The sequence below is a fragment of the Streptomyces mutabilis genome, assembly GCF_046628145.1.
Lineage (GTDB): Bacteria > Actinomycetota > Actinomycetes > Streptomycetales > Streptomycetaceae > Streptomyces > Streptomyces mutabilis.
This window is the reverse complement of sequence record NZ_CP176874.1, coordinates 2,431,600-2,452,248: the sequence shown is the minus strand read 5'-3', so window position 1 is coordinate 2,452,248 and position 20,649 is coordinate 2,431,600. Positions and strand designations below refer to the sequence as shown.

Below are 20,649 nucleotides of genomic sequence, written 5' to 3'. Positions count from 1 at the left end.
TCTTCCGTTACGGGGCTGGGTCCGTCGAGCCGGAGCCGGAGCCGCAGCCGGGGGTGTCGCGCCAGTCGCCGGTGAGCGCGGGCACCACCTGATCGAGGTAGGCGGCGGTCAGTTCGCGCAGCGACGCGAGCCCGGCGTCGTCCCGGGTGGACCAGATCCGTTCGGTGACCCGCATGACCGCTCCGAAGGCGGCCACGACCACGCGCGGCCGGGGGTCGGCGTCGACGTCGACGTTCTCGCGGTGGGCGACGATGCGGGCGATCTCCTCCTCCAGCTCCGTCGCGCGCCGCAGGTGTGCGGCGAGCAGGGCCGGCGTCGACTCGATCACCCGGTAGAACCGCATGTGCAGCTCGAGCGGGACGAGCTGCTCGACGGCCTCCCCGATCGTGTCCCAGCACTCCACGAGGGCCTGCCGCATCGCGTCCAGCGGCGCCTCCTCGGGCGGCCGACGGCGTACGGCGTCGACGAAGTGCGACTCCGCGAGCCGGGACACGAAGAAGGCCGCCTCCTCCTTGCTGGCGAAGTAGCGGAAGAAGGTGCGCTGCGAGACCTCGGCCGCCTCCGCGATGTCGTCCACGGTCGTCGCCTCGTAGCCCCGCTCGGTGAACAGCACGAGGGCGGAGCGCAGCAGGGTGTCCCGGGTGCGCTGCTTCTTCCGCTCGCGCAGGCCCTGCGCGGGTGCCGTCTCCGCCGTCTTCAAAAGGTCGCTCCTCGGGCTCGCTCCGGCGTGTCGCCGTGCGGTCGTTTCCGCAGTTCAGGCTAGCCGCAGATGACGTGTCAGTTACCGACCGGTGAAACCGTTTGTCAACTGTCAGCGGCTGTCATTAGCCTCGCCGGTATGACTAGTCAGACCACCATCGACAAGGCGGGGCCGGGGGACGGACCGTCGGGCCCGGCGCCGGCCACAGGGCTGCGCGGCCACCCATGGGTCACCCTCGTCACCGTCGCGGTCGGGGTCATGATGGTGGCCCTCGACGGCACCATCGTGGCCATCGCCAACCCGGCCATCGGCAAGGACCTGGGCGCCAGTTGGTCCGAACTGCAGTGGATCACCAACGCCTACTTCCTCGCCCTCGCGGTCTCCCTGATCACCGCGGGCAAGCTCGGTGACCGCTTCGGCCACCGGCAGACCTTCCTCATCGGCGTGGCGGGCTTCGCCGCCTCCTCCGGTGCGATCGGGCTCTCCGACAGCATCGCCGCGGTCATCGTCTTCCGCGTCTTCCAGGGCCTCTTCGGCGCCCTGCTGATGCCGGCCGCGCTCGGCCTGCTGCGGGCCACCTTCCCGGCCGAGAAGCTCAACATGGCCATCGGCATCTGGGGCATGGTCATCGGCGCCTCCACCGCGGGCGGCCCGATCCTGGGCGGCGTGCTGGTCGAGCACGTCAACTGGCAGTCGGTGTTCTTCATCAACGTGCCGGTCGGCATCCTCGCCGTGGTGCTCGGCGTACTGATCCTGCTGGACCACCGGGCCGAGAACGCCCCGCGCTCCTTCGACGTCGTCGGCATCGCCCTGCTGTCCGCCTCGATGTTCTGCCTGGTGTGGGCGCTCATCAAGGCGCCCGAGTGGGGCTGGGGCTCCGGGCAGACCTGGCTGTTCATCGCCGTGTCGGTGGTGGGCTTCGCCGTCTTCTCCTTCTGGGAGACCAAGGTGAAGGAGCCGCTGATCCCGCTGGCGATGTTCCGTTCGGTGCCGCTGTCGGCGGGTGTCGTCCTGATGGTCCTGATGGCCATCGCCTTCATGGGCGGCCTGTTCTTCGTGACGTTCTACCTCCAGAACGTGCACGGCATGAGCCCGGTCGACGCCGGCCTGCACCTGCTGCCGCTCACGGCCATGATGATCGTCGCCTCGCCGCTGGCCGGTGCGATGATCACCAAGTTCGGCCCGCGCGTGCCGCTCGCGGGAGGCATGGTGTGCACCGCGATCGCCATGTACGGCATGTCCACGCTCGAGACGGACACCGGCAGCGTGGCGATGTCCGTCTGGTTCGCGCTGCTCGGTCTCGGTCTCGCACCGGTCATGGTGGGCGCCACCGAGGTCATCGTGGGCAACGCCCCGATGGAGCTGTCGGGCGTCGCGGGCGGCCTCCAGCAGGCGGCGATGCAGATCGGCGGCAGCCTCGGTACGGCGGTCCTGGGCGCCGTGATGGCCTCCAAGGTCGACAGCGACCTCGCCGGGAACTGGACGGACGCGGGTCTGCCCGCGCTCACGCCGGCCCAGGAGGAGCTGACGGCCCAGGCCGTGCAGCAGGGGATCGCGCCGGTGCCCGAGGGGACCCCGGAGCAGATCGCCGCGAAGATCACCGACGTCGCGCACGACACCTTCGTCTCCGGCATGAGCCTGGCGTCGCTCGTCGCCGCCGGTGTCGCGGCCGTGGCCGTACTGGTCGCCTTCCTCACCAAGCGCGGTGAGAACGCCGAGGCCGGTGCGGGCGTGGGCCACATCTGAGGAAGTTTCCGTTCCGTTCTCCGGCCCTGTTCGCCTATCCGGGTGACAGGGCCGGGGAACCCTCCCCTCCGACGGACCTCGCAGGTCACAGTGGGTCAAGTCCTCCGCAGGGCACGGGGGGCGAGATGCTGCGGCGCGCTGCTGGAGGGGGGCAGCGCGCAGGCAGCACGTTCGCGGCAGGCATGAGCTGCCGTGCGGGGGTACCCGAACTCCACGATGAGTTCAGGGAGTTGATGATGGCGACCTTCGGCACCGGATCGCGCAGGCACCCCCGCTCACGTGGCCGGACGTGGTCACGGACCGGGCCGGATCGCGCGACCCTCGCCGTCGTCGGACTCGTCTGCGCGATCGCCGGCTTCTTCGTGCTGGGGATCGTCCTCGGCCCCGCCGCGATCGTCTGCGGCCGGCTGGCCATGGGCCGCACCCGGGTGGGTTCCCGCCCGGTCCCGGCCGTGGTCGCCCTGGTCCTGGGCGTCATCGACACGGTCCTGGCCGTCCTGTGGCTCATCGGAGCGGCGCCCTCGGGCCACGGCATCCTCTGACCTCCGTCCCCTAGGGGAGTTCCCGCGCCTCCGCTACTCCGCAGTGGCGGAGGCGGAGGTTCGGGCAGGCGCAGGCGCAGGGGCAGAGCCGGGCGCGGACGCGGGAACGGGAGCGGGGACAGGGGCGGACGCCGCCGTCCCCCTCAGCTCCGCGACCTCCACCCGCAAGGCCCGGACCTCCTCCGCCAGTGCCACGATCGCCTCGGTCTGCCGCCGCTCCTCCACGTCGTCCTTCTCGAACCGCGCGACAGCATCAGCCCGACGGCCAGCAACCGCCCCACCCCGGTCGTCGGCGCGTGGTCCCCGTACCCCACGGTCGTCATCGTCGTGAACGACCACCAGACCGCGTCCCCCAGCGTGCGGATGTTCCCGCCGGGTGCGTCCCGCTCCACGGACAGCACCGCGAGCGAACCGAACATCAGCAGCCCCACCACAGCCCCGGCGACGTACGTCGTCAGCCGGATCTGCGTCGCCATCCGCGCGCGCCGCCCGACGAGCAGCAGGGTCGAGACCAGGCGCAGCAGCCGCAGCGGCTGGAGCAGCGGCAGCAGCACCGCGCACAGGTCCAGCCAGTGCGTGCGGACGAACCGCTTGCGGTCCCCGGTGAGCTTCAGCCGCATCAGATAGTCCACGGCGAACGCTCCCCACACCAGCCACTCCGCCACCGCGCACGCGCGGGTCAGGGGGCCGCTCGCGGAGCTGTTCACGATGGGCACCGCGTACGCCACGGCGAAGAGCACGGCCAGCGCCAGCAGCGGCCGCTGGGTGCGCCGCTCCCACCGCTCCTGTGCCGTCCGCCCCTCGACACCCTCGTCCGTGACGTCCTGCTCCGTACGCGTCATGGCCGCATCGTAAGGAGGCCGTGGAACGGCCGGGGCGGCGGAGCCGAAACCCCACCGCCCCGACCGCCGCCGTGTACGTGCCTACGCGTCGCCGCCCGCGACCCCCGGGTCGGCCGCCGCCACGTCGAGCAGCCGGTACCGGTCGATCGCCTGCTTCAGGACCGACCGGTCGACCTTCCCCTCCCGCGCCAGCTCGCTCAGCACCCCGACCACGATCGACTCCGCGTCGATGTGGAAGAAGCGCCGGGCGGCCCCGCGCGTGTCCGCGAAGCCCCAGCCGTCCGCGCCCAGCGACTGGTACGTCCCCGGCACCCAGCGCGCGATCTGGTCCGGCACCGACCGCATCCAGTCCGACACGGCCACGAACGGCCCCTGCGAGCCGGCCAGTTTCCGCGTCACGTAGGGCACCTGCTGCTCCTCCTCGGGATGCAGCAGGTTGTGCTCCTCGCACGCCACCGCGTCACGCCGCAGCTCGTTCCAGGAGGTCGCCGACCAGACGTGGGCGCGCACGTTCCACTCCTCGGCGAGGATCCGCTGCGCCTCGACCGCCCACGGCACCGCGACCCCGGACGCCATGATCTGCGCCGGGATCGAACCGTCCGTCGCCTCGCTGAAGAGGTAGATGCCCTTGAGGATGCCCTCGACGTCCACGTTCTCCGGCTCTGCCGGGTGCTGGATCGGCTCGTTGTAGACGGTGAGGTAGTAGAAGACGTCCTCGCCGTGCGGGTGCTGCTCGTCCGCGCCGTACATCCGGCGCAGGCCGTCCTTGACGATGTGCGCGATCTCGAAGCCGAAGGCCGGGTCGTACGCCACGCACGCCGGGTTGGTCGAGGCCAGCAGCTGCGAGTGGCCGTCCGCGTGCTGCAGGCCCTCACCGGTCAGCGTCGTACGCCCCGCGGTCGCGCCCAGCACGAAACCGCGCGCCAGCTGGTCGCCCATCTGCCAGAACTGGTCACCGGTGCGCTGGAAACCGAACATCGAGTAGAAGACGTAGACCGGGATGAGCGGCTCGCCGTGCGTGGCGTACGCCGAACCGGCCGCGATCAGCGAGGCGGTGCAGCCGGCCTCCGAGATGCCGTCGTGCAGCATCTGCCCGTTCGGCGCCTCCTTGTAGGCGAGCAGCAGGTCCCGGTCCACGGACTCGTACTGCTGCCCGAGCGGGTTGTAGATCTTCGCGCTCGGGAAGAACGAGTCCATGCCGAACGTCCGGTACTCGTCCGGCGCGATCAGCACGAACCGCTTGCCGATTTCCTTGTCCCGCAGGAGGTCCTTGAGCAGCCGCACGAACGCCATGGTCGTCGCGATGGACTGCTGACCCGACCCCTTCTTCACGGTCGCGTACGTCCGCTCCTCCGGCATCGGGAGCGGCTTGGAGCGCACGACCCGGGTCGGCACGTAGCCGCCGAGACCCAGCCGGCGGTCGTGCATGTACTGCATCTCCTCCGTGTCCCGGCCCGGGTGGTAGTACGGCGGCGGACCGGACTCCAGCTCCTTGTCGGAGATCGGCAGGTGCAGCCGGTCGCGGAAGCGCTTGAGGTCGTCGACCGTCAGCTTCTTCATCTGGTGCGTGGCGTTGCGGCCCTCGAAGTTCGGCCCGAGCGTCCAGCCCTTGATCGTCTTGGCGAGGATGACGGTCGGCTGGCCCTTGTGCTCCAGTGCCGCCTTGTACGCCGCGTAGATCTTCCGGTGGTCGTGACCGCCGCGCCCCAGGTGAAGGATCTGGTCGTCGGTCATGTTCTCGACCATCGCGCGCAGCCGGTGGTCGTCGCCGAAGAAGTGCTCGCGGATGTAGGCGCCGGACTCGGTGGCGTACGTCTGGAACTGGCCGTCCGGGGTGGTGTTCATGCGGTTGACCAGCACGCCGTCGCGGTCCTGGGCGAGCAGCGGGTCCCAGGTGCGGTCCCACACCAGCTTGATGACGTTCCAGCCGGCGCCCCGGAAGACCGACTCCAGCTCCTGGATGATCTTCCCGTTGCCGCGCACCGGGCCGTCGAGGCGCTGGAGGTTGCAGTTGACCACGAAGGTCAGGTTGTCCAGGCCCTCACGGGCGGCGATGGACAGCTGGCCCAGCGACTCGGGCTCGTCCATCTCGCCGTCGCCGAGGAACGCCCACACGTGCGACTTCGAGGTGTCCGCGATGCCGCGCGCCTGCATGTAGCGGTTCATCCGCGCCTGGTAGATCGCGCCGATCGGGCCGAGGCCCATCGACACCGTCGGGAACTCCCAGAAGTCCGGCATCGACCGCGGGTGCGGGTACGACGACAGCATGTACGGCGCCTTGGACTTCTCCTGCCGGAAGCCGTCCAGGTGCTGCTCGGTCAGCCGGTCCAGCAGGTAGGCGCGGGCGTAGATGCCCGGCGAGGCGTGCCCCTGGAAGAAGACCTGGTCACCGCCGTCGCCCTCGTCCTTGCCCCGGAAGAAGTGGTTGAAGCCCACGTCGTACAGGGACGCCGAGGAGGCGAAGGTCGCGATGTGGCCGCCGACGCCGATGCCGGGCCGCTGGGCGCGCGAGACCATCACGGCGGCGTTCCACCGGGTGGCGTTGAGGATCTTGCGCTCGATCTCCTCGTTGCCGGGGAAGAACGGCTCGCTCTTGGTCGGGATGGTGTTGACGTAGTCCGTGCTGCGCATCTCGGGCACGGCCACGCGCTTCTCGCGGGCCCGCTCGATCAGCCGCAGCATCAGGTAGCGGGCCCGCTCCCGGCCGCGCTCGTCGACGGCGGCGTCGAGGGAGTCGAGCCACTCCTGCGTCTCCTCGGGGTCGAAGTCAGGGACCTGACTCGGGAGGCCGCCAATGATGATCGGATTGCGATCACTGCGATCGGATGCGGAAGCCACGCTGTTCCTTCGCTGTCGGAGGGCCACTTTGCCGGATGCTGCCTGATGCCGGATGCTGCCTGTGTCTGCGCCGATTCCCCGCCGGAACCCCATCGTGTACCTCGAGGGGGCAAACGTCATCTGTACCGTGGGGTAACCGGTTCCCCCATGGGAGCCGGGGGCACGTTCATTCGAGTCTCGTACCCACACATGGTTCCCAATTACGCAAACGGGGCAGATAGGTGTGGTGTACGTCACCTTCGGTCTGGACGGCATGGCTGGAGTTGCGGCGACACAGCCGGGATCGTCACCGTTTCGGCGGTCCCAGTCGCCGGGTACTTGCGCGATCCGTCCCGCCCGTGTGGACTACGGCCAAGCTTCGCGCACGCGCGTGGCTGAAGACATCTACCGAAACATGATCAGGAGGCAACCCGTGAGCGCGACCGCGGACCACGCGGAGGAGCGGACTAACCCTGCCGCCAGGCTGGGTTTCCAGCCCGGGCAGGTGGTCCAGGAGATCGGCTACGACGACGACGTCGACCAGGAGCTCCGCGAGGCCATTGAGAGCGCCGTCGAGGGCGAGCTGGTGGACGAGGACTACGAGGACGTGGCCGACGCCGTCGTGCTGTGGTTCCGTGACGACGACGGCGACCTGACGGATGCGCTGGTGGATGCCACCACGTACATCGAAGAGGGCGGGTCGATCCTCCTTCTGACGCCGAAGACCGGCCGTCCGGGGTACGTCGAGGCCAGCGACATCTCGGAGGCTTCGACGACGGCCGGACTGACGGCGTCCAAGAGCGTCAGCGTCGGAAAGGACTGGAGCGGCAGCCGGCTGGCGACGCCCAAGGCGGCCAAGTCCAAGCGGTAGCCGACCGGGCTCCGCATCACCGGGCCCCGGACGGGCCGGCCGCCGTCGGCCCGTCCGCGGGTCCGCGATGATTCCTGCGTAGGGTGTTTCCAGCGAACCACCCTTCGAAGGGACGAACAGGACATGGCGATCCAGGTCGGCGACAAGGCCCCCGACTTCGAGCTCAAGGACAACCACGGCGCGACCGTCCGGCTGTCCGACTTCCGCGGCCGGCAGAACGTGGTGCTGCTCTTCTACCCGTTCGCCTTCACCGGCGTGTGCACCGGCGAGCTGTGCGAGGTGCGCGACAACCTGCCGCAGTTCTCCGACCGCGACACCCAGGTGCTCGCCGTCTCCAACGACTCCATCCACACCCTGCGCGTCTTCGCCGAGCAGGAGGGCCTGGAGTACCCCCTGCTGTCCGACTTCTGGCCGCACGGCAACGTCTCGCGCGCGTACGGCGTCTTCGACGAGGACAAGGGCTGCGCCGTCCGCGGCACCTTCATCATCGACCGCGAGGGCGTCGTCCGCTGGACCGTCGTCAACGGCCTGCCGGACGCCCGCGACCTGGGCGAGTACGTGAAGGCGCTCGACACCCTGTGACCGGCACGGTGTGAACCGACACCTTGCGATTTGTCGGCCGCAGGGCCTGCGGGGGGCGGGAACCCGTCACTAGGATCGAATCGTTGATCCGATATCCACGCACTACGGGGCTCCCCGCCCCTGGACACCAATGGAGGACTCGTGGGAGTCAGCCTCAGCAAGGGCGGCAACGTATCGCTGACCAAGGAGGCCCCCGGCCTCACCGCGGTCATCGTCGGTCTGGGGTGGGACATCCGCACCACGACCGGTACCGACTTCGACCTCGACGCCAGCGCCCTGCTGCTGAACAGCGGCGGCAAGGTCGCCAGCGACGCGCACTTCATCTTCTTCAACAACCTGAAGAGCCCGGACGGCTCGGTCGAGCACACCGGCGACAACCTCACCGGTGAGGGCGAGGGCGACGACGAGCAGATCAAGATCGACCTGGCCAACGTCCCCGCCGACATCGAGAAAATCGTCTTCCCGGTCTCGATCTACGACGCCGAGAACCGCCAGCAGTCCTTCGGCCAGGTCCGCAACGCGTTCATCCGCGTCGTCAACCAGGCCGGCGGCGCCGAGATCGCCCGCTACGACCTGAGCGAGGACGCCTCCACGGAGACCGCCATGGTCTTCGGCGAGCTGTACCGGCACGGCGCCGAGTGGAAGTTCCGCGCCATCGGCCAGGGCTACGCCTCCGGCCTGCGCGGCATCGCCCAGGACTTCGGCGTCAACGTCTGAGCGACCTGCACCGCCGGGGCGTGAGCCTCGACCGTCCGGCGCCACACGGTTTACGTGCGGCGCCGGACGTGCAGGAAACCCGAGAACCATCACCCGGGGAGGGATCACCATGGGCGTCACGCTTGCCAAGGGAGGCAACGTCTCCCTGTCCAAGGCCGCACCGAACCTCACGCAGGTACTGGTCGGACTCGGCTGGGACGCGCGTTCCACCACCGGAGCACCCTTCGACCTCGACGCCAGCGCCCTGGCGTGCGGCGGCGGCCGGGTGCTCGGCGACGAATGGTTCGTCTTCTACAACCAGCTCAAGAGCCCGGACGGCTCGATCGAGCACACCGGCGACAACCTCACCGGCGAGGGGGACGGTGACGACGAGTCGGTGCTGGTCGACCTCTCCGCAGTGCCCGACCGCTGCGACAAGATCGTCTTCCCGGTCTCCATCCACATGGCCGACGAGCGCGGCCAGACCTTCGGGCAGGTCAGCAATGCCTTCATCCGGGTCGTCAACCAGGCCGACGGCCAGGAACTCGCCCGCTACGACCTCAGCGAGGACGCCTCCACGGAGACCGCGATGATCTTCGGAGAGCTCTACCGCTACCAGGGGGAGTGGAAGTTCCGTGCGGTCGGGCAGGGGTACGCGTCGGGGCTGCGCGGCATCGCTCTAGACTTCGGAGTCAACGTTTCGTAAAGCCGCGTACGGCGCGGGGGAGCCCCGTACACACACGATTGGGTAGCCAGTGGTTCTGAAAACCTTCGGGTGGTCGTTCGCGGTCACCGCGCTCGGCCTGGTGGCCGCGATCTTCTACGGGGGGTGGGCCGCCTTCGGAGTGGTGGCGATCCTGTCCATTCTGGAGATCTCGCTGTCCTTCGACAACGCGGTGGTCAACGCCGGGATCCTGAAGAAGATGAATGCCTTCTGGCAGAAGATCTTCCTCACCATCGGCATCCTGATCGCCGTCTTCGGCATGCGCCTGGTCTTCCCGGTCGTCATCGTCGCCGTCAGCGCGTCCCTCGGGCCGATCGAGGCCGTCGACCTCGCCCTCACCGACAAGGACCGCTACCAGGAGCTGGTGACCGACGCCCACCCGTCGATCGCCGCCTTCGGTGGCATGTTCCTCCTGATGATCTTCCTGGACTTCATCTTCGAGGACCGGGACATCAAGTGGCTGGGCTGGCTGGAGCGCCCGCTGGCCAAGCTGGGCAAGGTCGACATGCTGTCGGTCTGCATCGCCCTGATCGTGCTGCTGATCTCCGCGATCACCTTCGGCGCCCACGCCCACCAGCACGGCGGCACCCACGCCGACAAGGCGGAGACGGTCCTGCTCTCCGGCATCGCCGGTCTGATCACCTACCTGGTCGTCGGCGGCCTCTCCGGCTTCTTCGAGGACAAGCTCGAGGAAGAGGAGGAGCGCGAGCACGAGGCCGAGGAGGCCGCCGAGCGGGCGGGCAAGCCCAAGTCGGCCGTCAAGCTGGCCGGCAAGGCCGCGTTCTTCATGTTCCTCTACCTCGAGGTCCTGGACGCGTCGTTCTCCTTCGACGGCGTCATCGGCGCCTTCGCCATCACCAACGACATCGTCCTGATGGCCCTCGGCCTGGGCATCGGCGCCATGTACGTCCGTTCGCTCACGGTCTACCTCGTCCGCGAGGGCACCCTCGACGACTACGTCTACCTGGAGCACGGCGCCCACTACGCCATCGGCGCCCTCGCGATCGTCCTCCTGGTGACGATCCAGTACGAGATCAACGAGTTCATCACCGGCATGATCGGTGTGGTCCTGATCGGTGCCTCCTTCTGGTCCTCGGTCCGGCGCAACAAGCGGCTCGCCGCGGCCGGGGGAGAAGGCGGCAAGGAGAAGGCGGAAGTCTCCTCCGGGGTGTGAAACCCTTCTGTACCCGGGCCGGGTTCGCCCCCGGTGCGCCCGCACCTCTGGTGTGAACACGGCCCGGGTGAGGGAACGCTCTGTGCGGGGCGGCCGACGAGGACGACTCCTCGGGGCCGCCCCGTCGGCGGTCCCTGGCCGGTCGTCGAGTGAACGTGGGGGGCGGGAATGGGCTTCTTGGACGGTCTGTGGCGCGGTCGCGAGTCGGAGTTCGACTCGGGCAGCGCGGCGACCAACTCCATCCAGCTGACCAAACGGCACAGCCAGGTCTCCCTGACCAAACAGGGCGCGGCGACCGGCAACCTCCGCATCAACCTCTCCTGGCGGATGCGGACCTCGGACATCATGGGCACCCAGCGCGAGAGCCTGCTGCGCCACCCGTTCAAAGCGCTCAAGCCGCCCGAGGTCGTGGGCCACAGCCAGAGCATGGTCAACGTCGACCTCGACCTCGGCTGCCTCTACGAACTCCAGGACGGCACCCGCGGGGTCGTCCAGCCGCTCGGCGGCTTCCTGGGCGACGTCAACGGCCCGCCGTACGTCAAGCTCAGCGGCGACGACCGGTTCGGCTCGGCATCCGGCGAGACGATATACGTCAACCTGGACCACAAGGACGCCATCAAGCGTCTGCTGCTGTTCGCCTACATCTACGACCAGACCCCGGCCTTCGACCGCACGCACGCCATCGTGACGCTCTACCCGAGCAACGGGCCCCGCATCGAGATAGGCCTCGACGAGCGTCATCCCCAAGCCCGGTCCTGTGCCGTCGTGATGATCGAGAACGTCAAGGACGAGATCCTCGTGCGCCGCGAGGTGAAGTTCGTGTACGGCTTCCAGGGAGAGCTGGACCGGCTCTACGGGTGGGGCCTGCAATGGGGCCGTGGGCACAAGAGCAAGGCGGAGCGGTAGGACTCCGGCCGTAGCCGCACGGGCACCGGGCGATGAACGCGCCGGTGCGGTGCCTACCGCCCGATGAACTGCGGCCCCTGGGGCGGCAGCCGGAAGTCCGGGTCGGGCACCCCGGAGACCGGTGGCGGATAACCGTAGCCGGACTGCGCCCCCGTGGCCCCCGCCGCGGCGGGAGCCTGCGGATACCCGTATGCGGGCCGGCCGGCCGGTTGCGGATACCCGTAGGCCGGCTGAGCCGCGGGCGGCTGCTGCGGGTAGCCGTACGCGGGCTGCGCCGGGACTCCCGCGGGCTGTTCCGGGGGCAGTGGGCGGGAGACCTCCGGGACGCGCTGGACCGTCGTCGGCTCCTCGGGACCGATCGTCGGGGCGGTGGACGGGGGAGGCGGGGCGGCAGCGGGCGGCGACGACTGGACGGGCGTGTGCGGGGGCGTCTCGGGCCGGGGCGCCGACATGGGGCCGTCCGCCCCTTCCGACTCGTCCACCGAGATGCCGAAGTCGGTTGCCAGACCCTTGAGCCCGTTCGAATAACCCTCACCCAGCGCCCGGAACTTCCAGCCCTCCCCGCGCCGGTACAGCTCGCCGCAGATCAGCGCCGTCTCCTGGCCCGTCTCCGGCTTGACGTCGAAATACGCCAACGGCTCCGCGTCGGCGGCCGTGGCGTCGTACAGCAGGATGCGCAGGGAGGTGACGCGGTCGAAGGAGACGCCGTCCGCCGAAGCGACCAGCAGGATCCGGCCCACCGAGGCCTCGACCCCGGTCAGGTCCGTCTGGATAGTGTCGGTCAGGCCCTCGGCGACCCGCTTCTTGCCGAGCCGCCAGACCTGGCCCGAGGGATGCCGGGGCTGGTTGTAGAAGACGAAGTCCTCGTCGGAACGCACGCGGTCGTCGGGCCCCAGCAGCAACGCGGAGGCATCGACGTCGGGGACCCCCTGCCCGGGAGTCCAGCGCAGCACGGCGCGTACCGTGGTGGCTTGGAGCGGGACGTTCGACCCCTTCAGCATCGCGTGCGTCATGCCGTCATCCTGCCCTCTCGGTCCTGGTCACGACAACGCGGGGGCGGGTACTCGGAGCGTGTCTCCCACACCCCGGGTCGCCGCCGTCGACACGGCCGGGTTACCTGGAATTCATGCCCGGTGGGAACCGTCGACATGGTCACGTACGTACTATTACCGGCCACCTTGGACAGTTCAGAGGTCGCCCAGAGAGCACGGGGGAGTATTCATGCGTCATTTCGGACAGATCGCCCCTGAAGTGCGCAAGCGCCTCTTCTACCAGGAGCCCTGCACCTTCACGGCGGACTCCCCGTCCCGGCTGCTGTCCACGGCCCTGGGCGCGACCCTCTACAGTCCGGCCACCCGGCCCAGGCTCGCCGACGACATCCTCAAGCAGGCCGCTCGCGGTGTGGTGTCCATGGTGCTGTGCCTGGAGGACTCGATCGACGACGCCGACGTGCCGGTCGGTGAGGAGAACCTCGTCCGCCAGCTGAACGACCTGGCGAAACGTTCCGACACCGACGTACCCCTGCTCTTCGTCCGGGTCCGCACCCCCGAGCAGATACCCGACCTCGTACGGCGCCTCGGCCCCGCGGTCCGCATGCTGTCCGGATTCGTACTGCCGAAGTTCACCGAGACCCGTGGAATGCCCTTCCTGGAGGCACTCTCCGCCGCCGAGTCCGCCACCGGGCAGAGGCTCTTCGCCATGCCCGTGCTGGAGTCGCCCGACCTGCTGTACCGCGAGTCCCGGGTGCAGACGCTGGAGGGCATCTTCCGCGCGGTCGACAAGTACCGCGACCGCGTGCTCGCCCTGCGCCTGGGCGTGACCGACTTCTGCTCCTCCTACGGGCTGCGCAGGGGCCCCGACATGACGGCGTACGACGTCCAGATCGTCGCCTCCGTGATCGCCGACGTGGTGAACATGCTCGCCCGGGCCGACGGCACCGGATTCACGGTGACCGGACCGGTGTGGGAGTACTTCCGCGTCCAGGAGAGGATGTTCAAGCCTCAACTTCGGCAGAGCCCCTTCCTCGAAGTGGAGGCCGTGGAACTGCGCTCGAAACTCATCGAGCACGCCATGGACGGCCTGCTGCGCGAGATCTCCCTGGACCGGGCCAACGGGCTGCTGGGCAAGACCTGCATCCACCCCTCGCACGTCCTCCCCGTGCACGCGCTGTCCGTGGTCAGCCACGAGGAGTTCACCGACGCCCAGGACATCCTGCGGCCGGAACGAGGCGGTGGGGGTGTACTGAGGTCGGCCTACACGAACAAGATGAACGAGGTGAAGCCCCACCGCGCCTGGGCCGAGCGGACGCTGCTGCGCGCCGAGGTCTTCGGGGTGGCCAACGAGGACATCGGCTTCGTGGAACTGCTCGCCGCCGGTCTGTCCGACGACTGAACACCCCGCCGGACCGAACTCAAGGAATCCATGACCGACGCAAGGGCCCACACACCGGTGGACAACGGGAGGCACGAGTACATGACCGAGAGGGCGCGCGCCGACGAGCGTGCCGGAGTCTGGTCCGGCAGCTGGGTCGCCGAGCGGCTCGGCGTCGAACTCGCCGGCGACGACACACTGCCCGGCCTGCTGGGACTCGCCCTGCGCCGCAACCCCAAGCGGGCGCACCTGCTCGTCTCGAACGTGCTCGGCAAGCACGTCCCGCAGTCGCCCTCCGTCGTCCACGGCCACGGCGTCGCCCTCGGCCGCCGCGTCCGCGACCTGCTCGGTGCCGAGACGGCCGCCCGCGCCGTCGTCCTCGGCTACGCGGAGACCGCCACCGGTCTCGGCCACTCGGTCGCCGACGGCCTCGGCCCCGCCCCGTACCTGCACTCCACCCGCCGCCCGGTCGCCGGGGTCGCCCGCGCGGGCGGCTTCGAGGAGTCCCACTCGCACGCGACCTCCCACCTGCTGCTGCCCGAGGACCCGGCGCTGCTGGCCGGCGACGGGCCGCTGGTCCTCGTCGACGACGAGTTCTCCACCGGCAACACGGTGCTCAACACCGTCCGCGCCCTGCACGAGCGCTATCCCCGCAAGCGGTACGTCGTCGTGGCCCTCGTCGACATGCGCTCGCCCGCCGACGCCGGTCGCCTGGAGGACTTCGCCCGGGAGATCGGCGCCCGCGTGGATCTGGTGACGGCCGCCTCCGGCACGGTCCGGCTGCCGGACGGTGTCCTGGAGAAGGGACAGGAACTGGTCGCCCGGTACGAGGCGCTCGCCGCCGAGCCGACCCGTGGCAGGGGGAGCGGCGAGGTGCCCGGGCCCGCGGAAACCTCCCGCGACGTCGCCGCCGGAGCCACCGGCGGTACCGGAGCCATCGGCGGTACCGGAGCCACCCCGCCCGTCCCGGGCCGCGGGGGAGGGCCCGCGCGGGGTGCCGTCGGGCTCGAGCCGTCCACCTCGTCCACCCCCGGCTCCGTCGCGCGCGTCGACCTGCACTGGCCCGCCGGAGTGCCGGACGGCGGACGACACGGGTTCACCGCGGACCATCGGCACCGGCTGGAGGCGGCCCTGCCCGGCATGGCCCGGCGGATCGCCGGGGCGCTGCCCGCGGAAGCCCGGCGCGTCCTCGTACTCGGCTTCGAGGAGCTGATGTACACCCCGCTGCGCCTGGCCCACACCCTGGAGCAGACGGTCGACGCCGAGGTGCGCTACTCCACCACGACCCGCTCTCCCGTCCTCGCGGTCGACGACCCCGGCTACGCGATACGCACCCGCCTGGTCTTCCCCGCGCACGACGATCCCGCCGACGGCCCCGGCGAGCGCTACGCGTACAACGTCGCGGGCGCCGGCTTCGACGCCGTCGTCGCCGTCGTCGACTCGGCCGCCGACACCCCCGCACTGCACGCGTCCGACGGACTGCTGGCCCGGCTCGCCGACCACACCCCGCACGTCCTGCTCGCGGTCGTCCCGTCGTACGTCCCGCAAGCCCCGCACGCCCCTGAAAGGCCCCTCATGCTGCCCGAGCCCCTGCGCGGCCCCGACTTCTCCTCGTACGCCCCCGACGAGGTGGGCTGGCTGCTCCAGGACCTCTCGGCCGTGACGCTGGAAGCTCCGACCGAGGAACGGGAGGAGGCCATCCAGAGCGGTGGCGCCCACTACGCGGAGTCGCTGCCCGTGGAGTACCAGCCCAGCGAGCAGTACCAGGAGCTGTTCCACGCGGCGCTGGAGACGTCCGCCGCCCGGCTGGCCCGAGCCGTCGGCGCCGTCACCGAGATCGTGCTCACCGAGCGGTCCCCCCGCCCCGTCCTCGTGTCCCTCGCCCGCGCGGGCACACCCGTCGGCATCCTGATGCGCCGCTGGGCGCAGTTCCGTCATGGTCTCGACCTCCCTCACTACGCGGTGTCGATCGTCCGGGGCCGCGGCATCGACGCCAACGCGCTGCGCTGGCTGGCCGACCGTCACGACCCCGCCGACGTCGTATTCGTCGACGGCTGGACCGGCAAGGGCGCCATCACCCGCGAACTCGCCGCCGCCCTGCGCGACTTCGAGACCACCGACGGCATCACCGGCTTCGACCCGGAGATCGCCGTTCTCGCCGATCCCGGCTCCTGCGTGCGCACCTACGGCACCCGCGACGACTTCCTCATCCCCTCCGCCTGCCTCAACTCGACCGCCTCCGGCCTGATATCCCGCACCGTGCTCCGCGCCGACCTGGTCGGCCAGCACGACTTCCACGGCGCGAAGTTCTACCGCGAACTCGCCGGCGCCGACCTGTCGACGGCCTTCCTCGACGCCGTCACCGCCCGCTTCCCGGACGTCGCCGACACGGTCGACGCCCAGGCCAAGGACCTCCTGTCCGCCGACCGCACCCCCACCTGGGAGGGCTGGGCCGCCGTCGAGCGCATCAGTGAGGAGTACGGCATCGACGACGTCAACCTCGTCAAGCCCGGTGTCGGCGAGACCACCCGCGTGATGCTGCGCCGCGTCCCGTGGAAGGTGCTGGCCAGGGCCGGCGCGGGCGCCGACCTGGATCACGTACGCCTGCTGGCCGAACAGCGGGGCGTACCCGTCGAGGAGGTCGCCGACCTCCCCTACACCTGCGTCGGGCTGATCCACCCCAAGTACACGCGGGGTGCGACCGGCGCCGACGGCAAGGCGGTGGCGCTCTGATGCCGGTGCTCGTCGCGAGCGACCTCGACCGCACGCTCATCTACTCCGCCGCCGCGCTCGGGCTGACGATGCCCGACTCGCGGGCACCCCGGTTGCTGTGCGTGGAGGTCTACGAGAGCAGGCCCCTCTCCTACATGACCGAGGCGGCCGCCGGGCTGCTGACCGACCTCGGCGACACGGCGGTCTTCGTACCGACGACCACCCGCACCCGCGAGCAGTACCAGCGCATCAACCTCCCCGGCCCGCCCGCGAAGTACGCGATCTGCGCGAACGGCGGCCACCTGCTGGTGGACGGCGTCTCCGATCCCGACTGGCACGCGCGGGTGACCGCACGGCTGGCCGACGAGTGCGCCTCGTTGCCCGAGATCCGCGACCACCTGATGAACACCGCGGACCCTCTGTGGGTGCGCAAGCACCGGGTCGCCGAGGATCTCTTCGCCTACCTCGTGGTCGAGCGCGAACTGCTGCCCGAGGACTGGGTGAAAGAACTCGCGGTGTGGGCCGAGAACCGTGGCTGGACCGTCTCCCTCCAGGGCCGCAAGCTCTACGCCGTCCCCAAGCCGCTCACCAAGAGCGCCGCCGTGCGCGAGGTCGCCCGCCGAACCGGCGCCGACCTCACCCTCGCCGCCGGTGACTCCCTCCTCGACGCGGACCTGCTGCTCGCCGCCGACCGGGGATGGCGCCCCGGTCACGGTGAGCTGGCCGACTCGGACTGGACGGCTCCGGCGATCAGCGCCTTGCCCGAGCGCGGTGTGCTGGCCGGTGAGCGGATCCTCCGGGAGTTCCTGCACGCGGCGAGACCGGCTCGCTGACGCCGCCGTCACGGCCCCCGGCACCGCCCCCGGTGCCGGGGCGGTCGTCGTCATCGGCCGGCGGCCGTATGTCCTGTCCGTTGCCGCCGCGTCCGTGGCCCCGCCTGCGCTGTCCGGCTCCCGGCCGCAGCAGACGCATGACGATGAAGACCAGCAGCGCCAGGGCGGCGAGTGCGAGGATCACCTTCGAGTACGTGGAGGCGATGCTCGAGACCTCGGACCAGTTGTCGCCGAGCGCGTAACCCGCGAGCACGAACACCGTGTTCCAGATCGCGCTGCCCAGCGTGGTCAGGGCGAGGAAGACGGGCAACCGCATCCTCTCCACGCCTGCCGGCACGGAGATCAGGCTCCGGAAGATGGGGATCATCCGGCCGAAGAAGACTGCCTTGGTCCCGTGCTTCTGGAACCACGCCTCCGTCTTCTCTATGTCGGACACCTTCACCAGCGGCAGCTTGCCCGCTATCGCCACCGTGCGGTCCCTGCCGAGCAGTGCGCCGATCCCGTACAGAGCGAGCGCACCGATGACCGAACCCGCCGTCGTCCACAGCAGGACGGCGATCAGGTTCATCCGGCCGGAACTCGCCGCGAACCCCGCGAGCGGCAGGATCACTTCGCTCGGCAGGGGAGGGAAGAGGTTCTCCAGAGCGATGGCCAGGCCGGCGCCCGGGGCGCCGAGCGCGTCCATGAGGTCGTTGATCCACTGCGGTGCCGCACCGCTGTCCGCGGCCGTCTGCGCTGCGATGGCTGTCATGCCGACCACGCTAGAAAATCGCAGCTGAAGGGACCCTGAGGAAGACCGCAAGATCGACTGCGGTGTACCGCAGGCGGGAATTGCGGTTTTCCGCAGTGTGCGCCGGGTCGGTGCCCGGCTAGCCTCGCGATCATGCGAGACATGGCGCGACGTGTAGTGCGGTGCGGGGTGGGCCTCATCATGGGGACCGCCACGGCCGCCGTCGAGCTGCTCTTCGCCCTGCTGGCCGGCGCGGTGCTCCTGCCGGTGGCGGCGTGGCCGGCCGCCCGCCGCGCCGTACTGCGCCCGGTCCTCGCGGGCGCGCGGACACTGTCGGGGATGGAGCGGGCCCGGCTGGCGATGTGGCTGGACCTCCGCATCACGCCCGCGCACGAGGACGTGCGGGCCCTGCGGTACGTGGCCTGCCGCTGGGCCCTGGGTGTCCTGGGCGGCGTGGTGATGCTGACGGCCGCGATCGGCCTCGGGTACGGCACCTTCGGGATATACGGCTGGCTCCTGCTGGACGGCATACGCGACCCCGGTTCGTTGGTCCTCGGCAGCGTGGGCGGCTTCTTCCTCGTGTTCCTCGCCGTGCAGGGAATATTCGGCGTGGTGGGACTGGAGGGCCAGCTGGCGCGCCACTTCCTCGGGCCGCGGCACCAGGAGGAACTGGAGCGGCGCATCGCCGAGCTGTCCGCCAGCCGCGCCGCCGTGGTCGACGCGGTGAACGACGAACGGCGCCGCATCGAGCGTGACCTGCACGACGGCGTGCAGCAGCGCCTCGTCGCCCTCGGCATGCTGCTCGGCCGCGCCCGCCGCAGCCAGGACGCCGACCGGCGGGACCGGCTCCTGGGCCAGGCCCACGACGAGAGCCGCCGCGCCCTGGACGAGCTGCGCGAGGTGGCCTGGCGGGTCTACCCGACCACGCTGGACGAGGCGGGTCTGCGCGCGGCCCTGGAGACGGTCGCCGAGCGGGCGTCCGTGCCGGTCGGGGTGGAGTACGACCTGGTGGAGGAACCTGACCAGGCTGTGGCGACCGTCGCCTACTTCGTCGTCTGCGAGGCTGTCACGAACGCGGTCAAGCACGCGGCGCCCACCCGGATAAGCGTCGCGGTCAGAGCTGAGGAGCAACGGATGTACGTGAGCGTGCGGGACGACGGCTGCGGTGGGGCGAACGCCGCCGGCAGCGGACTGTTCGGGCTCGCCCGGCGCGTCGCCGCTCTCGACGGAAGCCTCAGCGTGGTCAGCCCGCCCGGCGGGCCCACCCTCGTGGCCGCGGAGCTGCCATGCGGCTGATCCTCGCCGAGGACTCGACCCTGCTGAGGGAGGGTCTGTTGCGGCTGCTGACGGAGGAGGGACACGAGGTGCTCGCGGCCGTGGGCAACGCCGAGCTGCTGCTGAAGGCGGTCGCCGAGGATCCGCCGGACGTGGTCGTCGCCGATGTCCGGATGCCGCCCACACACACGGACGAGGGCCTGCGCGCCGCCCTGGAGATACGCGAGCGCTGGCCCGAGGTCGGGGTGCTGGTGCTCTCCCAGTACGTCGAGAAGCGTTACGCGACGGAGCTGCTGACCGGTGAGACGGAAGGAGTGGGATATCTGCTGAAGGACCGGGTGGTCCAGATCGACGAGTTCCTGGACGCGCTGGAGCGGGTGGCCGCCGGCCGTGCGGCCTTCGACCCGGAGGTCGTCCGGCAGCTGCTCGGCCGCACGACACACACCGACCTGCTCGCCCGGCTCACCGCACGGGAGCGGGACGTGCTGGCGGAAATGGCCCAGGGACACACCAACGCGGCGATCGCGCGGAGGCTGCACATCTCGCAGAGCGCGGTGGAGAAACACACCAACGCGATCTTCGACAAGCTGGAACTGACCGGAGGTGAGGGCTATTCACGCAGAGTGCTGGCCGTGCTGCGCTACCTCGGCAGCTGAAGGAGGGCGACGGGAGCCGTAGCAGGGCCTCGGGGAGCTGAAGCCGGGCCCCGGGAGCCGTCGCCGGGCCCCGGGAGCCGTGTCGAGGAGAGCCGACAGGTGCCGACGGGCGCGAAGGGGGACCGAGGGCGGTCGGGTGCCGGCCCAGCCGCGCCGGGGCGGGCGATCTGCCTCGGGTCAGCCGCAGCAACCTCCGCCGCAGCAGCCGCCACCGCCTCCGCCGCCCGGTGCGGGAGCGGGTGCGGATCCGGAGGACGAGCCGCCGACCGCGACCGTCGACAGCAGCTTCACCGTGTCGTCGTGGCCCGCCGGGCAGGCGGCGGGGGCGGAGGACTCGGCCATGGGGCGGCTCAGTTCGAAGGTGTCGCCGCAGCTCCGGCAGCGGTACTCGTAGCGAGGCATGGGCACAGGTTAACCGTCCGGACGGCCTGTTCCGCCGGGAAGAGCCGGAAAACCGGCCGGGCACGGACGCG

At 70.4% G+C, this 20,649-nt stretch carries 18 protein-coding genes and 1 pseudogene; 13 read left to right on the top strand and 6 right to left on the bottom strand.

Going from position 1 to position 20,649, the window contains the following annotated elements; genetic code table 11:
- Positions 1 to 7: 7 nt before the first annotated feature.
- Entirely contained in the window at positions 8 to 700 is a 693-nt protein-coding gene (locus tag ACLIN4_RS10945; RefSeq protein ID WP_411575722.1) for a TetR family transcriptional regulator, read from the bottom strand.
- Between the two features lie 138 nt (positions 701 to 838).
- Between ACLIN4_RS10945 and ACLIN4_RS10940 the strand changes: the two genes are divergently transcribed.
- Together ACLIN4_RS10940 and ACLIN4_RS10935 are read left to right on the top strand one after the other, a co-directional pair.
- A complete protein-coding gene (locus ACLIN4_RS10940; RefSeq protein ID WP_289903466.1) occupies positions 839 to 2,446 on the top strand; it encodes an MFS transporter in 1,608 nt (535 codons plus the stop codon).
- 233 nt (positions 2,447 to 2,679) lie between these two features.
- Complete coding sequence (locus ACLIN4_RS10935) at positions 2,680 to 2,988, top strand: small hydrophobic protein (protein WP_107476447.1); 309 nt, start codon at positions 2,680 to 2,682, stop codon at positions 2,986 to 2,988.
- Positions 2,989 to 3,021: 33 nt separating this feature from the next.
- On the opposite strand, the pseudogene ACLIN4_RS10930 reads toward ACLIN4_RS10935, so the two are convergent.
- Together ACLIN4_RS10930 and aceE are read right to left on the bottom strand one after the other, a co-directional pair.
- Positions 3,022 to 3,830 (bottom strand): annotated as a pseudogene (locus ACLIN4_RS10930) (potassium channel family protein).
- An 81-nt stretch (positions 3,831 to 3,911) separates the two neighbouring features.
- Positions 3,912 to 6,668 (bottom strand): pyruvate dehydrogenase (acetyl-transferring), homodimeric type, encoded by a 2,757-nt coding sequence (gene aceE, locus ACLIN4_RS10925; protein WP_290013517.1) that lies wholly within the window; start codon positions 6,666 to 6,668, stop codon positions 3,912 to 3,914.
- A 412-nt stretch (positions 6,669 to 7,080) separates the two neighbouring features.
- Here aceE and ACLIN4_RS10920 point away from each other — a divergent pair, with 412 nt between their 5' ends.
- The 6 genes from ACLIN4_RS10920 (at position 7,081) to ACLIN4_RS10895 (ending at position 11,600) form a co-directional block, all read left to right on the top strand.
- Positions 7,081 to 7,518, top strand: a complete 438-nt coding sequence (locus ACLIN4_RS10920; RefSeq protein ID WP_043373435.1) for a DUF3052 domain-containing protein — start codon at positions 7,081 to 7,083, stop codon at positions 7,516 to 7,518.
- A 123-nt stretch (positions 7,519 to 7,641) separates the two neighbouring features.
- Positions 7,642 to 8,100, top strand: a complete 459-nt coding sequence (locus tag ACLIN4_RS10915) for a peroxiredoxin (protein ID WP_107476445.1) — start codon at positions 7,642 to 7,644, stop codon at positions 8,098 to 8,100.
- Positions 8,101 to 8,241: 141 nt separating this feature from the next.
- Complete coding sequence (locus ACLIN4_RS10910; protein ID WP_043373440.1) at positions 8,242 to 8,817, top strand: calcium homeostasis/redox stress adaptation protein; 576 nt, start codon at positions 8,242 to 8,244, stop codon at positions 8,815 to 8,817.
- A gap of 109 nt (positions 8,818 to 8,926) precedes the next feature.
- Positions 8,927 to 9,502 carry a TerD family protein gene (locus ACLIN4_RS10905; RefSeq protein WP_100045912.1) on the top strand — a complete coding sequence of 192 codons (576 nt, stop codon included), beginning with the start codon at positions 8,927 to 8,929 and terminating at the stop codon, positions 9,500 to 9,502.
- 49 nt (positions 9,503 to 9,551) lie between these two features.
- Complete coding sequence (locus tag ACLIN4_RS10900; RefSeq protein ID WP_031020227.1) at positions 9,552 to 10,694, top strand: DUF475 domain-containing protein; 1,143 nt, start codon at positions 9,552 to 9,554, stop codon at positions 10,692 to 10,694.
- Between the two features lie 168 nt (positions 10,695 to 10,862).
- Positions 10,863 to 11,600: a TerD family protein gene (locus ACLIN4_RS10895; protein ID WP_100045913.1), complete on the top strand. Its 738-nt coding sequence runs from the start codon at positions 10,863 to 10,865 to the stop codon at positions 11,598 to 11,600.
- 53 nt (positions 11,601 to 11,653) lie between these two features.
- On the opposite strand, the gene ACLIN4_RS10890 is transcribed toward ACLIN4_RS10895, so the two are convergent.
- Positions 11,654 to 12,613 carry a TerD family protein gene (locus ACLIN4_RS10890; protein ID WP_107476444.1) on the bottom strand — a complete coding sequence of 320 codons (960 nt, stop codon included), beginning with the start codon at positions 12,611 to 12,613 and terminating at the stop codon, positions 11,654 to 11,656.
- A gap of 208 nt (positions 12,614 to 12,821) precedes the next feature.
- On the opposite strand from ACLIN4_RS10890, the gene ACLIN4_RS10885 reads away from it, so the two are divergent.
- The 3 genes from ACLIN4_RS10885 to ACLIN4_RS10875 all read left to right on the top strand — a co-directional run bounded on the left by ACLIN4_RS10885 (position 12,822) and on the right by ACLIN4_RS10875 (position 17,515).
- Complete coding sequence (locus ACLIN4_RS10885) at positions 12,822 to 13,991, top strand: HpcH/HpaI aldolase/citrate lyase family protein (protein WP_307652885.1); 1,170 nt, start codon at positions 12,822 to 12,824, stop codon at positions 13,989 to 13,991.
- A gap of 81 nt (positions 13,992 to 14,072) precedes the next feature.
- On the top strand, positions 14,073 to 16,703 hold the full coding sequence (locus ACLIN4_RS10880; protein WP_411576750.1) for a phosphoribosyltransferase: 2,631 nt from the start codon (positions 14,073 to 14,075) through the stop codon (positions 16,701 to 16,703).
- On the top strand, positions 16,703 to 17,515 hold the full coding sequence (locus ACLIN4_RS10875; protein WP_289903489.1) for an HAD family hydrolase: 813 nt from the start codon (positions 16,703 to 16,705) through the stop codon (positions 17,513 to 17,515). Before ACLIN4_RS10880 ends, ACLIN4_RS10875 begins: the two co-directional genes overlap by 1 nt.
- Here ACLIN4_RS10875 and ACLIN4_RS10870 read toward each other — a convergent pair.
- Entirely contained in the window at positions 17,433 to 18,266 is an 834-nt protein-coding gene (locus ACLIN4_RS10870; RefSeq protein WP_307652886.1) for a DedA family protein, read from the bottom strand. The genes ACLIN4_RS10875 and ACLIN4_RS10870 overlap by 83 nt on opposite strands.
- A gap of 132 nt (positions 18,267 to 18,398) precedes the next feature.
- Here ACLIN4_RS10870 and ACLIN4_RS10865 point away from each other — a divergent pair, with 132 nt between their 5' ends.
- Both ACLIN4_RS10865 and ACLIN4_RS10860 read left to right on the top strand, forming a co-directional pair.
- Positions 18,399 to 19,541 carry a histidine kinase gene (locus tag ACLIN4_RS10865; RefSeq protein ID WP_381940329.1) on the top strand — a complete coding sequence of 381 codons (1,143 nt, stop codon included), beginning with the start codon at positions 18,399 to 18,401 and terminating at the stop codon, positions 19,539 to 19,541.
- The gene (locus ACLIN4_RS10860; protein WP_411575721.1) at positions 19,532 to 20,176 is read left to right on the top strand and encodes a response regulator; all 645 of its coding nucleotides are present in this window, start codon (positions 19,532 to 19,534) and stop codon (positions 20,174 to 20,176) included. Before ACLIN4_RS10865 ends, ACLIN4_RS10860 begins: the two co-directional genes overlap by 10 nt.
- A 177-nt stretch (positions 20,177 to 20,353) precedes the next feature.
- Here ACLIN4_RS10860 and ACLIN4_RS10855 read toward each other — a convergent pair whose 3' ends face one another.
- Positions 20,354 to 20,578, bottom strand: a complete 225-nt coding sequence (locus ACLIN4_RS10855) for an FmdB family zinc ribbon protein (protein ID WP_100045919.1) — start codon at positions 20,576 to 20,578, stop codon at positions 20,354 to 20,356.
- Positions 20,579 to 20,649: the final 71 nt, after the last annotated feature.

Excerpts from the sequence above, each read along its gene's own strand:
- ACLIN4_RS10880 (WP_411576750.1), top strand. The coding sequence starts at position 14,073 with ATGACCGAGAGGGCGCGCGCCGACGAGCGTGCCGGAGTCTGGTCCGGC.
- ACLIN4_RS10860 (WP_411575721.1), top strand. The coding sequence starts at position 19,532 with ATGCGGCTGATCCTCGCCGAGGACTCGACCCTGCTGAGGGAGGGTCTG.
- ACLIN4_RS10915 (WP_107476445.1), top strand. The coding sequence starts at position 7,642 with ATGGCGATCCAGGTCGGCGACAAGGCCCCCGACTTCGAGCTCAAGGAC.
- ACLIN4_RS10875 (WP_289903489.1), top strand. The coding sequence starts at position 16,703 with ATGCCGGTGCTCGTCGCGAGCGACCTCGACCGCACGCTCATCTACTCC.
- ACLIN4_RS10890 (WP_107476444.1), bottom strand. The coding sequence starts at position 12,613 with ATGACGCACGCGATGCTGAAGGGGTCGAACGTCCCGCTCCAAGCCACC.
- ACLIN4_RS10895 (WP_100045913.1), top strand. The coding sequence starts at position 10,863 with ATGGGCTTCTTGGACGGTCTGTGGCGCGGTCGCGAGTCGGAGTTCGAC.
- ACLIN4_RS10935 (WP_107476447.1), top strand. The coding sequence starts at position 2,680 with ATGATGGCGACCTTCGGCACCGGATCGCGCAGGCACCCCCGCTCACGT.
- ACLIN4_RS10865 (WP_381940329.1), top strand. The coding sequence starts at position 18,399 with ATGCGAGACATGGCGCGACGTGTAGTGCGGTGCGGGGTGGGCCTCATC.
- ACLIN4_RS10885 (WP_307652885.1), top strand. The coding sequence starts at position 12,822 with ATGCGTCATTTCGGACAGATCGCCCCTGAAGTGCGCAAGCGCCTCTTC.
- ACLIN4_RS10870 (WP_307652886.1), bottom strand. The coding sequence starts at position 18,266 with ATGACAGCCATCGCAGCGCAGACGGCCGCGGACAGCGGTGCGGCACCG.
- ACLIN4_RS10855 (WP_100045919.1), bottom strand. The coding sequence starts at position 20,578 with ATGCCTCGCTACGAGTACCGCTGCCGGAGCTGCGGCGACACCTTCGAA.
- ACLIN4_RS10905 (WP_100045912.1), top strand. The coding sequence starts at position 8,927 with ATGGGCGTCACGCTTGCCAAGGGAGGCAACGTCTCCCTGTCCAAGGCC.
- ACLIN4_RS10940 (WP_289903466.1), top strand. The coding sequence starts at position 839 with ATGACTAGTCAGACCACCATCGACAAGGCGGGGCCGGGGGACGGACCG.